This window comes from Pseudomonas sp. Pseusp88, from assembly GCF_047303955.1.
GTDB lineage: Bacteria > Pseudomonadota > Gammaproteobacteria > Pseudomonadales > Pseudomonadaceae > Aquipseudomonas.
In genome coordinates, this window is sequence record NZ_JBGLYM010000010.1 from 146,220 (window position 1) to 161,020 (window position 14,801).

Annotated in this window: 14 protein-coding genes; 11 read left to right on the forward strand and 3 right to left on the reverse strand. The window is 61.1% G+C overall.

What is annotated here, in order from left to right; all coding sequences use genetic code 11:
- Positions 1-123 precede the first annotated feature (123 nt).
- Together ACCD02_RS15575 and ACCD02_RS15580 are read left to right on the forward strand one after the other, a co-directional pair.
- Positions 124-861, forward strand: coding sequence for a DUF969 domain-containing protein (locus tag ACCD02_RS15575; protein WP_413303309.1), 738 nt, complete (start codon positions 124-126; stop codon positions 859-861).
- Positions 858-1,808 (forward strand): DUF979 domain-containing protein, encoded by a 951-nt coding sequence (locus ACCD02_RS15580; RefSeq protein WP_413303312.1) that lies wholly within the window; start codon positions 858-860, stop codon positions 1,806-1,808. The genes ACCD02_RS15575 and ACCD02_RS15580 overlap by 4 nt, the downstream gene beginning before the upstream one ends.
- Before the next feature lie 149 nt (positions 1,809-1,957).
- Here the strand turns inward: ACCD02_RS15580 and ACCD02_RS15585 are convergent, their stop codons facing one another.
- On the reverse strand, positions 1,958-2,185 hold the full coding sequence (locus tag ACCD02_RS15585) for a hypothetical protein (protein WP_413303314.1): 228 nt from the start codon (positions 2,183-2,185) through the stop codon (positions 1,958-1,960).
- A gap of 655 nt (positions 2,186-2,840) precedes the next feature.
- Between ACCD02_RS15585 and ACCD02_RS15590 the strand changes: the two genes are divergently transcribed.
- Positions 2,841-3,572: a CatB-related O-acetyltransferase gene (locus ACCD02_RS15590; protein WP_413303317.1), complete on the forward strand. Its 732-nt coding sequence runs from the start codon at positions 2,841-2,843 to the stop codon at positions 3,570-3,572.
- A gap of 3 nt (positions 3,573-3,575) precedes the next feature.
- Here the strand turns inward: ACCD02_RS15590 and ACCD02_RS15595 are convergent, their stop codons facing one another.
- Both ACCD02_RS15595 and ACCD02_RS15600 read right to left on the reverse strand, forming a co-directional pair.
- Positions 3,576-4,520 (reverse strand): alpha/beta hydrolase, encoded by a 945-nt coding sequence (locus ACCD02_RS15595; protein ID WP_413303320.1) that lies wholly within the window; start codon positions 4,518-4,520, stop codon positions 3,576-3,578.
- Positions 4,521-4,662: 142 nt separating this feature from the next.
- Positions 4,663-5,559, reverse strand: a complete 897-nt coding sequence (locus tag ACCD02_RS15600; RefSeq protein ID WP_413303322.1) for a LysR family transcriptional regulator — start codon at positions 5,557-5,559, stop codon at positions 4,663-4,665.
- A gap of 144 nt (positions 5,560-5,703) precedes the next feature.
- Here ACCD02_RS15600 and ACCD02_RS15605 point away from each other — a divergent pair, with 144 nt between their 5' ends.
- The 8 genes from ACCD02_RS15605 to dctM all read left to right on the forward strand — a co-directional run bounded on the left by ACCD02_RS15605 (position 5,704) and on the right by dctM (position 14,725).
- Positions 5,704-6,543 (forward strand): MaoC family dehydratase N-terminal domain-containing protein, encoded by an 840-nt coding sequence (locus tag ACCD02_RS15605; RefSeq protein WP_413303325.1) that lies wholly within the window; start codon positions 5,704-5,706, stop codon positions 6,541-6,543.
- An 84-nt stretch (positions 6,544-6,627) separates the two neighbouring features.
- Complete coding sequence (locus ACCD02_RS15610; RefSeq protein ID WP_413303327.1) at positions 6,628-7,791, forward strand: acyl-CoA dehydrogenase family protein; 1,164 nt, start codon at positions 6,628-6,630, stop codon at positions 7,789-7,791.
- Positions 7,792-7,801: 10 nt separating this feature from the next.
- On the forward strand, positions 7,802-9,151 hold the full coding sequence (locus ACCD02_RS15615; RefSeq protein WP_413303330.1) for an MmgE/PrpD family protein: 1,350 nt from the start codon (positions 7,802-7,804) through the stop codon (positions 9,149-9,151).
- A 160-nt stretch (positions 9,152-9,311) separates the two neighbouring features.
- Positions 9,312-10,511, forward strand: a complete 1,200-nt coding sequence (locus ACCD02_RS15620) for a CaiB/BaiF CoA transferase family protein (protein WP_413303433.1) — start codon at positions 9,312-9,314, stop codon at positions 10,509-10,511.
- Positions 10,512-10,705: 194 nt separating this feature from the next.
- Positions 10,706-11,524: an HpcH/HpaI aldolase/citrate lyase family protein gene (locus ACCD02_RS15625; RefSeq protein WP_413303333.1), complete on the forward strand. Its 819-nt coding sequence runs from the start codon at positions 10,706-10,708 to the stop codon at positions 11,522-11,524.
- A gap of 199 nt (positions 11,525-11,723) precedes the next feature.
- Complete coding sequence (locus ACCD02_RS15630) at positions 11,724-12,722, forward strand: TRAP transporter substrate-binding protein (RefSeq protein ID WP_413303335.1); 999 nt, start codon at positions 11,724-11,726, stop codon at positions 12,720-12,722.
- A gap of 87 nt (positions 12,723-12,809) precedes the next feature.
- Entirely contained in the window at positions 12,810-13,442 is a 633-nt protein-coding gene (locus tag ACCD02_RS15635) for a TRAP transporter small permease (protein WP_413303338.1), read from the forward strand.
- On the forward strand, positions 13,442-14,725 hold the full coding sequence (dctM, locus tag ACCD02_RS15640) for a C4-dicarboxylate TRAP transporter large permease protein DctM (RefSeq protein WP_413303341.1): 1,284 nt from the start codon (positions 13,442-13,444) through the stop codon (positions 14,723-14,725). The genes ACCD02_RS15635 and dctM overlap by 1 nt, the downstream gene beginning before the upstream one ends.
- The last annotated feature ends 76 nt before the right edge of the window (positions 14,726-14,801 follow it).

A 14,801-nucleotide genomic window follows, 5' to 3' on the forward strand; every position in this document is an offset into this window, starting at 1 on the left:
TACAGAAGATCGCATTTATTCAGATGGCTGTGCCCTGCGGCACCACCGCCAGCAGGGATGACACCCGATGTGTTTTCCGCCGTTTATCCAGCCCACAAGGCTGACAACGAAGAGACGTTACCTATGCAAACCGCTATCAATCTCTGGCCGCTGCTGGGCGTGCTGGTCATCGTTCTGGGTTTTGTCCTGCGCTTCAATCCTATGCTGGTGGTCGCCCTGGCGGCGGTCGCCACCGGGTTTGCCGCGAGCATGCCCCTGGACACCATCCTCAGTACCATCGGCACCGGGTTCATCAAAACCCGTACCTTGCCCCTGATCATCCTCTTGCCCCTGGCCGTGATCGGCCTGCTGGAGCGCCACGGCCTGCGCCTGCATGCGCAGAACTGGATCGCGCGCTTTACCGGCGCCACCGCCGGGCGGCTGTTGATCGCTTATCTGTTCGTGCGCGAGACCACAGCAGCACTGGGGCTGACCAGCCTTGGCGGGCACCCGCAGATGGTCCGCCCCTTGCTGGCACCCATGGCCGAAGGTGCGGCGGAATCGCGTTTCGGCAAGCTGCCGGAAGCCATCCGCGTCAAGCTGCTGGCCCTGTGCGCGGCGACCGATAATATCGGCCTGTTCTTCGGTGAAGACATTTTCGTCGCTTTTGGCGCCATTGCCCTGATGCACACCTTCCTGCTCGGCGCCGGCATTGATGTCGAGCCCATGCATATCGCGGTCTGGGGCATTCCCACGGCGATCAGCGTGTTCATCATCCACTCCATTCGCCTGTATCGCTTTGACCTGCGCCTGAACCGCGAACTCAAGGCATTGCCGCAAGCCGCCACGCCGACCGCCGTCGCCCAGGAGAGCGCCCAATGATTATCTCGATCCAATACCTGTACTGGTTGGCCGGGATCGTCCTGGCCATCACTTCGGCCATGACCCTGCTCGATGCCAGCAATCCCAAGCGCTGGAGCGCCGGGTTGTTCTGGGGGCTGTTTGCCGTGGCCTTCCTGATCGGCGAGCGACTGCCGTCTGACGTGGTCGGCGCCGGTGTGCTGGTGATGGCTGTCATCGCAGGCTTCGGCGGTGTCGGCTTCGGCAAGCACGACGACCTGCCTGATGCCGCTCGCCGCGCCAGTGCCGGACGCCTGAAGAACAAGCTGTTTATCCCGGCATTGGCTATCCCGTTGGTGACGGTATTCGGCGCGGTGTTCCTGAGCAAGGTCAAGTTCGGCGATGTTGCGTTGCTCGACCCGGCCAACAGCACCTTCGTCTCCCTGGGTATCGGCAGCCTGATCGCCCTGGCCCTGGCCTGCTGGCTGACCCGCGACACCCCGGTGCAGGCCATGCGCGAATCCCGTCGCCTGACCGAAGCCCTCGGCTGGGCGCTGGTACTGCCGCAGATGCTCGCCATGCTCGGCTTGATGTTCAACGACGCTGGCGTCGGCAAGGCGGTGGCGCACCTGGCGACCCACTACATCAATATGGACTGGCGTCTGGTGGCGGTAGCGGTCTACGTGCTCGGCATGGCGCTGTTCACCATCGTCATGGGCAACGGCTTCGCCGCCTTCCCGGTGATGACCGGCGGCATCGGCGTACCGGTCCTGGTCGGCGTGTTCGGCGCCAACCCGGCAGTGATGGCGGCCATCGGCATGTTCTCCGGTTATTGCGGAACACTGATGACGCCCATGGCGGCCAACTACAACATTGTCCCGGCGGCACTGCTGGAATTGCCCGACAAATACGCAGTGATCAAGGCCCAGGTGCCGACGGCGCTGGCGATGCTGGTGGTCAATATCGTGTTGTTGTATTGCCTGATGTAAGTCGATCAGCGCTGCCCAGATCTCGAATTGAAACAGGGCCCACATGTAGGAGCCGGCTTGCTGGCGATGGCGGCGGATCAGCCGATGAAGATGTCGGCTATTACATCGCCATCGCCAGCAAGCCGGCTCCTACAAGGTTTCATTCCAATTCAGGTGATGGTGTTGTCAGCCCTGTCCAAAACATGTTTCTCCATCACGGCCATCACCTCGCACCCGTCATCCAATAGCAGCCGCGCGGCATGGGTCAGATGAGGTTTGTCGCAGGCATCGGCACCTTCCAGACATTCCAGAAGGTCGCGGGCCAAACGAATGCGCTGGTCGGCGTTGGCGAAGAGGGTTTGCAGTGGGGCAGGGGGATTTTCGGTGATCCTGAACATGATTGCTCCTATTGAGAAATAGAGCCGTCACTGCTCGCTACTAAACGATGGGTGGCGGCCGTGCACAGGTTAGTAGACCGGCCAATAGGAAACCGGCGCACCCGAAGGCGCCCTGCGCACGGTCACCATAACGCCGACGGCAACCCTGAAGCGGGTTGCCGGGCGGTAAAGGTACTGTGCACCTATTGGGACGGGCTACTAAACCCGATCGCTGAATCCAGCGACCGGCGCAGCCTAGACACCTCAATAGGCAGGTGCAAGCGCTTGGGATTTTCTCGGAAATTTCACTCAGAAGAAAGGGAAATGCCCTGCGATTTTCTTATGCATCACTGGCCATGTGTGGAGTTTGTTCGCGAAGGGGCCGGTACATCCAACACATTGGCGGCGTCCGGAATAAAGTTTTCGCGAATGAATTCGCTCCCACAGTAGCGCATGAATATCATCGGAGCTGTGGGAGCTGATTCATCCGCGAAGGGGCTGCTCTGGCTTTAAAGCAAACATAGAATCTCCCACCTGTCTTATTCCAACTCATACGCCCGGATGACCACCCGGTTTTGCCTTTTTGGTATTTGCCATCATTGTGAGATGATTCCCGATCTTATGTAGGACGGGGCGGCGCCTGCTGCCGTGCCGTCAATCTCTGTGGAATCTGCCAATGAATTTCCTCAAGCGGGCGCTGCTGGATCGCAAGCTGAAAAAAGCGCTCGCGCTGAATCAGTGCCGCCTGGACAGTGGGATCAAGGGCCTGCGCCGCGATACCGAGCTGACCCTGGAGCATGGGGTCAAGTTGCATCAGGTCAAGATCATGTCGCGCAAGCTGAGCATCGGCGCTTACACCGATATCGTCAGCGGCACCGAGTTGCATGACGTTGCCAGCATCGGCCGTTATTGCTCCATCGCCAAGGACGTGATCATCGGTCAGGATCGCAAGTCCCATCCATTGAGCTGGCTGACGTCCCACAGCGGCCTGGTCAGCCTGCGCCAGAAATTGGGTGGGATTGCGCCGCATCATGATGGCGTCCAGCAGACGGTGATCGGTCACGATGTGTGGATCGGCATGGACGTTTTGATTCTCGAGGGCGTGACCATTGGCACCGGCGCAGTGATCGGTGCGCAGTCATTGGTCAACAAGGACATTCCACCCTACGCCATTGCCGTCGGCTCGCCCGCCAAAGTGGTGCGTTATCGCTTCGATCAGGACGTGATCGACGGCCTCCTGGCCAGCCAGTGGTGGAACTTGCCCGCACAACGCCTGGCGCAGTTGCCCATCGAAGACCCCCAGGCACTGCTGCAACGGCTGAATAACGAAGTGGCCGCCGACAGTCATCCCGGCAAGGTGGTGATCAATAGTCGCCCCTTTGCCGCCCGGCAGATCCCCGCTGAATAACCTTTAACCCGCCGTGGCCTGCTCTGCCGTCTGTTGCGTGGCGGTGCGCGCCGGTGGGTCGAGCAGCGTGCGGATGGCCTGGCTGTAGGCCTGGCGGCCCAGGTTCATGCTGTTGTTATGGGTGGCGCCGGGTACCAGCAGCAGGCTTTTTGGTTCTCTCGCCGCTTCGTACAGGGTCTTGCTGAAACGTGATGGCACGTATTGATCGCCGGTGCCATGGACGATCAGCACCGGCATATGGATATCGGCGATCTTGTCGACGCTGTCGAACTTCTGCGACAACAGCCAGCGCACCGGCAGCGAGGTCTTCTTGCTGGCCACGGCGGTGGCGACTTCGGCCAGGGTGGTGAAGGTCGACTCGATAATCAGCCCTCGCGCCTGCACGGGCTCATGGCTGCGTTGTGCGTCGCGCCCCAGCTCTGCGGCCAGGTCCACGGCCACCGCGCCACCCAGGGAGTGCCCGTAGATCAGCCGCCGACGCGGATCCGGTTGCAGGGTCTTCAAGCGTTCCCAGGCGACCCGGGCATCCTCATAGACGCTACTTTCCGACGGCAGCGGTCCTTTGCTCTGGCCGAAGCCGCGATAGTCGATGGCCAGTACCGAAAAGCCCAGGGCCCGCAGTTGTTCTATGCGAAACAGCTGGCCGGTCAGATTCCAGCGCGCGCCGTGCAGGTAGAGGATGGCCGGAGCGTCCTGACGCGACGATGGCCACCACCAGGCGTGAATGTTCTGCTGGGTGCCGAAGTCCGAGGCCTTGAGTTCGAATTCCTGCACGCCCCTGGGCAGGCCGCTGTACCAGCTGGCATCGCCTGGTTCGATGGCAAACACCAGTTTGCGTTCCTCATGCTGCAAGGCCACGCAACCCACGGGCAGGCCGACGCTCAGCAGGGCCAGGCAGGTCCAGCGTAGCCAGCGGGTTTTCAGGCGTGAGAAGAAGACAGTGGGCATGGGCGAGACTTCCGCGCAGCAAGACAGACAGATGCGGTGCAGTCTGCCAGATTTCTTTTCGGTGTTAGCGCCTCTTGTCGAGCGGTGTGTCTGAAATTATGACATTGCTTAACTGGAACAGGTTTCTATGGGAGCAACGTGTCTATACCTCGGACGCCTGTGGCATCAATGTCGCAATCAACGCCCTGACCGTTCCCGGCAGCGCATCGAGTTCGCGCACGAGAATGCTGCGCTCACGCACCGCCCAGCTTTCGTCGAGCTGTATGGTCACCAGTTCCATGGTGCGGCTGTGTCGGATCGCTGCCGATTCGGGAATGATGCCGATGCCCACGCCGGCTTCGACCATGCGGCAAATGGCCTCGAAACTGGATACCTGAATCCGCAGCGACAACTGTTCGCCAATGCGCTCGACATGGTCGCGCAGAAAGCTGAGCAGGGTACTGCCTTCATGCAGGCCGATATGCTGATAGGCCAGGGTCTGTTTGAGGGTGACCTGTTCGAGCTTTGCCAGCTCATGGCCGGCGGGCACGGTCAGCACCAGGCGGTCGGTGCTGAAATGCATCACTTGCAGGCCCGCGGCTTCGACTGGCCCGGCGATGATGCCCATATCGGTGCTGCCATCCAGTACGCCACGGACGATATCCCGGGACAGGCGCTCTTGCAGGTCCACGGTCACACCGGGGCGCTTGGCCAGAAAGCCGGCCAGCACTTCGGGGAGAAATTCGGTGACCGCCGTGGTGTTGGCGAAGATGCGGATATGCCCGGCCGAATCGGTGCCGTAATGGGTGAATTCGCTTTTCAGATAATCGACCTGGCGCATGATCAGTCGCGCATGCTTGAGCAGCTGCTGTCCGGCCGGGGTCAGTTCGACGCCGCGGCTGTCGCGGTACAGCAGGCGGGTGTCGAGCTGGCCTTCCAGAGCCTTGATTCGCGCACTGGCGGCAGCGGGGGAGAGGAACGCACGGCGGGCGCCCTGGGTCAGGCTCGGCGATTCGCCAATGTGGATAAACAGGCGCAGGTCTGCCAGATCGAAATGCATGCCGGAGTTCTCATTGTTTTTGGAGTGTTTACCGCTAACGGCGTTCAGCATACATGAACGCCGGATTACATAAATGTAAATTCTCAGAATGCCAGACCCGCCGCATGATGGCCCCATAACAAAACCGCCAAAGAGGTTATCTGCATGAGCGCTACCGTTTCGCCTACGGATTACAGTGCCTGGATTGGACGTACCGAGGAGGCCCGGGACCACCTGAGCCATAACCTGGTCAAGCGCATTGCCGCGACCTTCGGCGAGCCTGTCCCGGCTGATGGCGAGGCGCTGCCGCCGTTGTGGCAATGGTGCTTCTTTCAGGAGCCGGTGTTCGAATCCCTGCTTGGCGCTGACGGTCATCCGGCCCGCGGCGGCTTCCTGCCCCCGGCCGATAATCGCAACCGCATGTGGGCCGGTGGCCGCGTCGAATTTATCGCGCCACTCAAGGCCGGTGCCGATGCCCATCGCCTGTCGACCATCCTGCATATCGAGGAAAAGCACGGCCGCACCGGCTCGCTGCTGTTCGTTACCCTGCGCCACGACTATTCGCAGAACGGCGAACTCTGCGTGCGGGAAGAGCAGGACATCGTTTACCGCGAACCCAACCCACCCAAACTCAACAGTGGCGATGCTCCACCTGCCGGTGACTGGAGTGAAAGCGTCACGCCAACGCCGACCCTGTTGTTCCGCTATTCCGCCGTGACCTTCAACGGCCACCGCATTCATTACGATTACCCCTACGTGACCGAAGTCGAAGGCTACGCCGGGCTGGTTGTGCACGGCCCGATGATCGCCACCCTTAACCTGCGTGCGTTCATTCGTGCCAACCCCGAGGCCAGGGTGCGTCATTTCGCCTATCGCGGCGTGCGTCCGCTGACCGTGCCGACACCCTTTGTGGTCGGCGGCCAGCTGCTGCAAGCGGGCAAGGCGCAACTGTGGGCCGGTAATGAAGCGGGCGTAGCGCAAAGCGCAGAAGTGCAGTTCGACTGAGGCTGAGAAGGCTCAATTTTTTTGGGGACGAGATTTTGTGGCCCCAGTGATGGCAGGCCAAGGCATATCCGAGGACATAACAAGATGAACCCGTACGAAAACGAAGACCTTAATGCCATCCGCGAAGGTGTACGTGCCCTCTGCGCAGAGTTCGACGCCGCCTACTGGCGCAAGATCGATGAAGAAAAAGGTTTCCCTGAGACTTTCGTCAAGGCCATGACCGACGCCGGCTGGCTGTCGGCGATGATCCCGGAAGAGTACGGCGGCTCGGGCCTGGGCCTGACCGAAGCTTCGGTGATTCTTGAAGAAGTGAATGCGTGCGGCGGTAACTCCGGCACCGTACACGGGCAGATGTACAACATGTTCACCCTGTTGCGTCACGGCAGCGAAGCGCAGAAGCGCTATTACCTGCCCAAGCTCGCCAGCGGCGAGCTGCGTCTGCAGTCCATGGGCGTGACCGAGCCCACCACCGGCACCGACACCACCAAGATCAAGACCACCGCCGTCAGGCAGGGCGACAAATACATCATCAACGGGCAGAAGGTGTGGATCTCGCGCATTCAACACTCGGACCTGATGATCCTGTTGGCCCGCACCACGCCGTTGGCCGAGGTGCAGAAGAAATCCGAAGGCATGTCGATTTTCCTCGTCGACCTGCGCGCCGCCATTGGCAACGGCCTGACCGTGCAGCCCATCGCCAATATGGTCAACCACGAGACCAACGAGCTGTTCTTCGACAACCTGGAACTGCCTGCCGACAGCCTGATTGGCGAAGAGGGCAAGGGTTTCCGTTACATCCTCGATGGCCTCAACGCCGAACGTACCCTGATCGCCGCCGAGTGCATCGGTGACGGTCGCTGGTTCACCGAGAAGTCCGCCGCCTATGCCCGCGACCGGGTGGTATTCGGCCGCCCCATCGGGCAGAACCAGGGCGTGCAGTTCCCGATTGCCGAAGCCCATATCGAGATCGAGGCCGCTGACCTGATGCGCTGGCGTGCCTGTGAGGAATACGACAACGGCAAGAACGCCGGGGCCAGCGCCAACATGGCCAAGTACCTGGCGGCCAAGGCGTCCTGGGAGGCGGCCAATGCCTGCCTGCAGACCCATGGCGGTTTTGGTTTCGCCTGCGAATACGACGTTGAGCGCAAATTCCGCGAGACCCGCCTTTACCAAGTGGCGCCGATCTCTACCAACCTGATTCTTTCCTACGTCGCCGAGCATCTGCTCGAACTGCCACGCAGCTTCTGAGGATATGTACATGAGCCATACCCAAGCGTTGGTTGCCTTCCTCGCTGACCTGACCTACCAGCAGATTCCCGGCCCTGTGCTGGATCGCACTGAAGACCTGTTTCTCGACTGGCTGGGTTCGGCCCTGGCCAGCCAGGGCGCCCACCCGATTCCTTTGTTCGAGCGTTATGCCCGACGCATGGGTCCGGCAGAGGGCGCGGCGAAGATCGTGGTCAATGGCCGTGGAACGTCGGCGTACTTTGCCGCCTTCGTCAACGGTGCCTCATCACATCTGGTCGAACAGGACGATCTGCACAACAGCTCCGTGCTGCACCCGGCCACCGTGGTGTTCTCGGCAGTGCTGGCTGCGGCTCAGGATCTGGGCAAGTCCGGCAAGGACCTGCTGCTGGCTTCGGTAGCCGGTTACGAAGCCGGGATTCGCATCGGCGAGTTCATGGGTCGTTCCCACTACCGGATCTTCCACACCACCGCTACCGTCGGCACGCTCGCTGCGGCTGTCGGCGTAGGCAAGCTGCTGGGTTTCAATCGCGAGCAGTTCACCCACTTGCTGGGCAACGCCGGAACCCAGGCCGCCGGCCTGTGGGAATTCCTGCGTGACGCTGCCGACTCCAAACAACTGCACACTGCCAAGGCCGCGGCCGATGGTCTGCTCGCCGCCTACATGACCGAAGACGGTCTGACCGGTGCGCGCAATATTCTTGAAGGCGATCAGGGCATGGCCGCCGGGATGTCCAGCGATGCCGACCCGGGCAAGCTGTCGGATCGGCTCGGCACTCGCTGGGCGCTGCCGGAAACCTCGTTCAAGTTCCACGCCTCGTGCCGCCACACCCACCCGGCCGCCGATGCGCTGCTGCACCTGATGCAACGCGAAAACCTCAGCCATGAACAGATCGCCAGGGTTGTCACCCGTGTGCATCAGGGCGCCATCGATGTGCTCGGCCGCGTCGTTGTGCCGACCACCGTGCACCAGGCCAAGTTCTCCATGGGGGCCGTGCTGGGCCTGATTGCCGTACATGGCAGCGCGCAATTGATCGAATTCCGCGACCTGGCCCTGACCGATCCACGGGTTGCCGCGTTCCGCGAGAAAGTCAGCATGGAACTGGATCCGGAAGTCGACGGCGCCTATCCGTCGCGCTGGCTGGGCCGGGTGATCGTCACCACCACTGATGGCCGCGTGCTCAGCGCGGCGATTGACGAACCCAAGGGCGATCCGGGCAACACCCTGTCGCGGCCTGAACTGGAAGACAAGTTCCAGCGTCTGCTGGCGTTCTCCGGGGCGCGCAACGCAGAGCAGGGGCGTGAGCTGATTGCCAGGGTCTGGTCGTTGCGTGATGCACGCAGCCTGGCGGATTTGATCTGAAGACAATCGCCATCGCGCCACAGAAATCTGTTGGAGCGAGGCTAGTCCGCGAAGAGGCCGGTACATCCGATGCATACCTTGAATCTGATACATCGCCTTCGCGGGCAAGCCTCGCTCCCACAAAGATGGTTGTGTGCGACGGCATGAGAGGTAAATGAACATGACTCAAACCAATCCCCGTCCCCTCGACGGCATCACCGTGGTCAGCCTTGAGCATGCCATCGCCGCGCCGTTCTGCACGCGGCAGCTGGCTGATATGGGCGCGCGGGTGATCAAGATCGAACGCCCCGGCAGCGGTGACTTTGCCCGTGGCTACGACCAGCGGGTCGATGGCCTGGCCTCGCACTTTGTCTGGACCAACCGTTCAAAGGAAAGCCTGACCCTGGACCTGAAACAGGACGAGGCCGGCGGCATTCTCGAGTCCTTGCTCGGCCAGGCCGACGTTCTGGTGCAGAACCTGGCCCCCGGCGCAGCGGCGCGCATGGGCCTGTCGTTCGAAGCGCTGCATGAGCGTTTCCCCAGGTTGATCGTCTGCGATATCTCCGGTTACGGCGAGGGCGGTCCTTATGAAAAGAAGAAAGCTTATGACCTGCTGATCCAGAGCGAAGGCGGCTTTCTGTCGGTGACCGGTGGGCCGGGCGATGACGAAATGGCAAAGGCCGGTTGCTCCATCGCCGACATCGCCGCAGGCATGTACGCCTATACCGGCGTGCTGTCGGCGCTGTTGCTGCGCGGCAAGACCGGGGTTGGCAGCCGCATCGACGTGAGCATGCTGGAAAGCCTGACCGAGTGGATGGGTTACCCGATGTACTACGCCTACAACGGCGCGCCGCCACCGCCACGCGCCGGTGCTTCGCACTCGACGATCTACCCGTATGGGCCGTTCCCTACCGGCGACGGCAATACCGTGATGCTCGGTTTGCAGAACGAACGGGAGTGGGCGCTGTTCTGCGAGAAGGTGCTGCTCGCCCCGGTCCTGGCCACGGACGAACGCTTCAGCGCCAATTTCAAGCGCTCGGAAAACCGCGAAGTGCTGCGCCAGATCATCGTCGACGGCTTCGCGGCCTTGAGCGTGGATGAAGTCGTCGCGCGTCTGGAGGACGCCCAGATCGCCAATGCCCGGGTCAACGATATGCAGGGTGTGTGGAATCATCCCCAACTCAAGGCCCGTGATGGCTGGCGCGAAGTGGACAGCCCTGCGGGCAAGTTGCCGTCGCTGTTGCCACCGGGGCGCAACGCCGCCTTTACCCCGCGCATGGACGCCGTCCCGGCCTTGGGGCAGCACACGGCAAGCATTCTGGCGGAGCTGGGGTTTTCCAGTGAAGACCAGGCGCGGCTGGCGACGACCGGGGTGGTTTGAGCCGAGCCAGATTGAAGGTGGCCAGGGAGCACATTGTGGGAGCGAATTTATTCGCGAAAGCTGTATTCCAGGCGATGAATAGCCTATTGGCTATGCCGGCCCGTTCGCGAATGAATTCGTTCCCACAGGTGCTCTCCCATCAGCTTGATTCCTGCCCGGACCGTATTTCAACGAATTGAATGAGGAAAACCAGCATGTCTCCATCCATCGTCCGTAGCGCCCTGTTCGTGCCGGGCAGTCGCCCCGAGCGGTTTGCCAAGGCGTTGGCGGCCGGTGCCGACGCGGTAATCGTCGATTTCGAAGATGCCGTCGAAGAACCGCTCAAGCGTCAGGCCCGGGACAACCTGGCGGCCTTCCTGCAGGCCAATCCGGAAGCCGGGGTGTGGGTGCGGGTCAATGCACCTGAGCATGCCGAACATGCCGCCGACCTGGCCTTCTGCAAGGCCCACAAGGGCGTGGTCGGGGTGTTGCTGCCCAAAGTGGAAAGCGCCGCCCATGTTGCTGCGGTCCAGGCTACCGGCAGACCGATCTGGCCGATTGTCGAGAGTGCCAAGGGCCTGCTGGCCCTGGCCGAGATCGCCCATGCGCCGGGTGTTGAGCGCCTGTCTTTCGGCGGCCTCGACCTTGCCCTGGACATGAACCTGAACAACGGCACTGCCGCCGCTCAGTTTGTCCTCGATCAATCGCGCATGGCCGTGCAGCTGCATTCGCGTAGCGCCAATCTGCTGCCGCCGCTGGACGGTGTCTATCCGGCTATTGGCGATCCTGAAGGACTGGCGGCCTCGGTCCGGCATGCCTATGACATGGGGTTTGGTGGCGCGCTATGTATCCACCCCAGGCAGGTTCCGGTGATTCATGAGGCCCTGGCACCGACCGCAGAGACGTTGGCCTGGGCGCAGCGGGTAGTTCAGGCCAGCGCCGCCGCCAGCGGTGCCGGAGCCTTCCAGCTGGATGGGCAAATGGTCGATGCACCAGTGTTGTTGCGTGCGCAACGCTTGTTGGCCCTGGCTTGACTGCTACATTCAGCAGGCGAAAGTGTTACCGATAATTAGCGTTCAGCTAAACCGAACGCTGGCTTATACAAAAGCTAATTCTACAAACGCTCCAGCTTGGGCATGGTAGAGCTAGCAAATGGCTATAAATGGCTGCACCCGCTTCTCAACAACGGCCCTCAGAGGTCGAATCGCTGACAACAATAACAAGGTGAAATCAATGTTGAAGCTGACCAAGGCGCTGTTCTGCGCCGCTGCATTCACAACCTTCGCCGGGATGGCATATGCCGACCCGATCGTCATCAAGTTCGCCCACGTCGTCGCCGAAAACACCCCGAAAGGCCAGGGTGCACTGCTGTTTCAGAAAATGGTTGCAGCGGACCCCGCCCTGAAAGACAAGGTCAAGGTCGAGGTCTATCCAAACTCCTCGCTGTTCGGTGACGGCAAGGAAATGGAAGCGCTGTTGACCGGTAACGTGCAGATGCTGGCGCCGTCACTGGCCAAGTTCGAGCAGTACACCAAGAAAACCCAGATCTTCGATCTGCCGTTCCTGTTCGATGATCTGGCAGCGGTGGACCGTTTCCAGAACGGGCCACAGGGTAAAGCCTTGCTCAGTTCCATGGACGACAAGGGTATTCACGGCCTGGCCTACTGGCATAACGGCCTGAAGCAGCTGTCGGCCAACAAAAAGCTGGTTGAGCCTAAAGATGCCCGTGGCCTGAAGTTCCGCGTACAGGCTTCCAGTGTGCTGGAGGCGCAGTTCGTGGCCCTGCACGCCAACCCGCGCAAGATGAGCTTCGCCGAGGTTTACCAGGGCTTGCAGACCGGCACCGTCAACGGTACCGAGAATACCTGGTCGAACTATGAAAGCCAGAAGGTCAACGAGGTGCAGCCGTTCTTCACCGAGTCCAACCACGGCTTGATCGACTACATGGTCATCACCAACTCCACGTTCTGGAACGGCCTGCCTGCGGATGTGCGCAGCGAGCTGCAGGGGATCATGGACAAGGTCACGGTGGAAGTGAACAAACAGGCCGAGGCCCTGAACCAGACTGCCAAGCAGAAGATCATCGACTCCAAGACCAGCGAAGTCGTGACCCTCACGCCTGAGCAACGGGCCAAGTGGCGCGAAGCGACCAAGTCGGTCGTGGACCAGTTCGCTGCGGAAATCGGGCCTGACCTGGTCAAGGCTGCCCAGGATTCGAACAAGGCTCAGTAAGCCGCCTGATAACGCTGTAGCAGGCCCTGATGCTGTGTGGTCGCCCGGTTCCGGGTGGCCACTGTCTCTACGTTCGGAGAACTTTCTATGCAATCGCTGAAGCGGGTCTGGGAGCATCTGGAGGAAGGTCTTATCGCCTTTCTGCTGGCTGCCATGACGCTGGTGACATTCGTCTACGTGGCGCTCAATAACATCTACACGCTGTTCTACACCCTGAGTGACAAATGGGCGTTCAGCAGCGATTTCTTTGCTTACCTCGGCGATCACGCCATGGGTTACGCCCAGGGCATGACCTGGAGCGTGGCGCTGACCAAGGCTATCTTCGGCTGGCTGATTTTTTTCGGGATTTCCTACGGCGTGCGGACCGCTGGCCACCTGGGCGTGGACGCCCTGGTCAAGCGCTTCAGCAAGCCGGTGCAGCGCTGGCTGGCGCTGTTGGCGTGCCTGTGCTGCATGGCCTATGCCGGGCTGATCCTGATGGCGAGCTACAAGTGGGTCTCGGCGCTGTTCGTCGCCCATATCGGTGCCGAGGACCTGGATAAATTCGGTATTCAGATCGCCCATATCACGGTGATCGTGCCCATCGGCTTTGCGCTGGTGTTCATTCGTTACCTGGAAATTCTCTATCGCATCTGGACCCACCGGCAGACCGGTCTGGGCCTGGCCGATGAGGCCGCCGAAGCCACGAAACTGGCCAACCCTGGTGAGGAGCATCACTGATGACGGTCATCTGTCTGTTCCTGTTGCTGTTCGTTTTCATGTTCCTGGGCGTGCCCATTGCGATCTCCCTGGGCCTGTCCGGTGCGGTATCGATCCTGCTGTTCAGCCAGGACTCCCTGAGTTCGTTGGCGATCAAGCTGTTCGAGACCTCCGATAGCTACACCTTCCTGGCGATTCCGTTCTTTCTGCTGTCCGGGGCCTTCATGACCACGGGCGGAGTGGCGCAACGGCTGATCGATTTTGCCAATGCCTGTGTCGGCCATATCCGTGGCGGCCTGGCGATTGCGGCGGTGCTGGCGTGCATGTTGTTCGCGGCGCTGTCCGGCTCCTCGCCGGCCACGGTGGCGGCGGTGGGTTCGATTGCCGTGGCGGGCATGGTACGTTCCGGTTATCCGAAGGAGTTCGGCGCCGGCATCATCTGTAACGCCGGTACCCTGGGCATCCTGATTCCGCCGTCGATCGTGATGGTGGTGTACTCGGCCGCGACCGAAACCTCGGTGGGCAAGTTGTTCATTGCCGGTGTGGTGCCGGGGATTCTGCTCGGCGTGATCCTGATGATCGTGATTTACATCGTCGCCCGGATCAAGAAACTGCCGGCCCAGCCACGGGTGTCTTTTCGTCAGTGGCTGGTTACGGCGCGCCGCGCCTTCTGGGGGCTGTTGCTGCTGGTGATCATCCTCGGCGGTATCTACAGTGGCATGTTCACCCCGACGGAAGCGGCGGCGGTGGCGGCGGTGTACTCGGCCTTTGTCGCGCTGTTCGTGTACAAGGACATGCGCCTGAGCGACTGCCCGAAAGTGCTGCTCGAGTCCGGGCGCCTGTCGATCATGCTGATGTTCATCATCGCCAACGCCATGCTCTTCGCCCACGTACTGACTACCGAACAGATCCCGCAACAGATCACCAGTTGGGTGATCAGCGGCGGCCTGACGCCGATCGGCTTTTTGATCATGGTCAACATCGTGTTGCTGGTGGCGGGCAGCTTCATGGAGCCGTCGGCCATCGTGCTGATCCTGGCGCCGATCTTCTTCCCGATCGCCATGAAGCTGGGGATCGACCCGATTCACCTGGGCATCGTTATGGTGGTGAACATGGAGATCGGCCTGGTGCACCCACCGGTGGGCCTGAACCTGTTCGTGACGTCGGCGGTGACAGGGCTGACCCTGGGCCAGACCATTCGCGCTGCGATGCCGTGGCTGTGCATCCTGCTGGCGTTCCTGATTCTGGTGACCTACGTGCCGATGATTTCCCTGGCGCTGCCGAACTGGTTGGGGATGCCATAGCGTTGTAGTTGCTCAGTGATTCCCTTGGCCCTTGCGGATCAGTTCTGCAGGGGCCTTTTTTATGGGTAATGAGCTT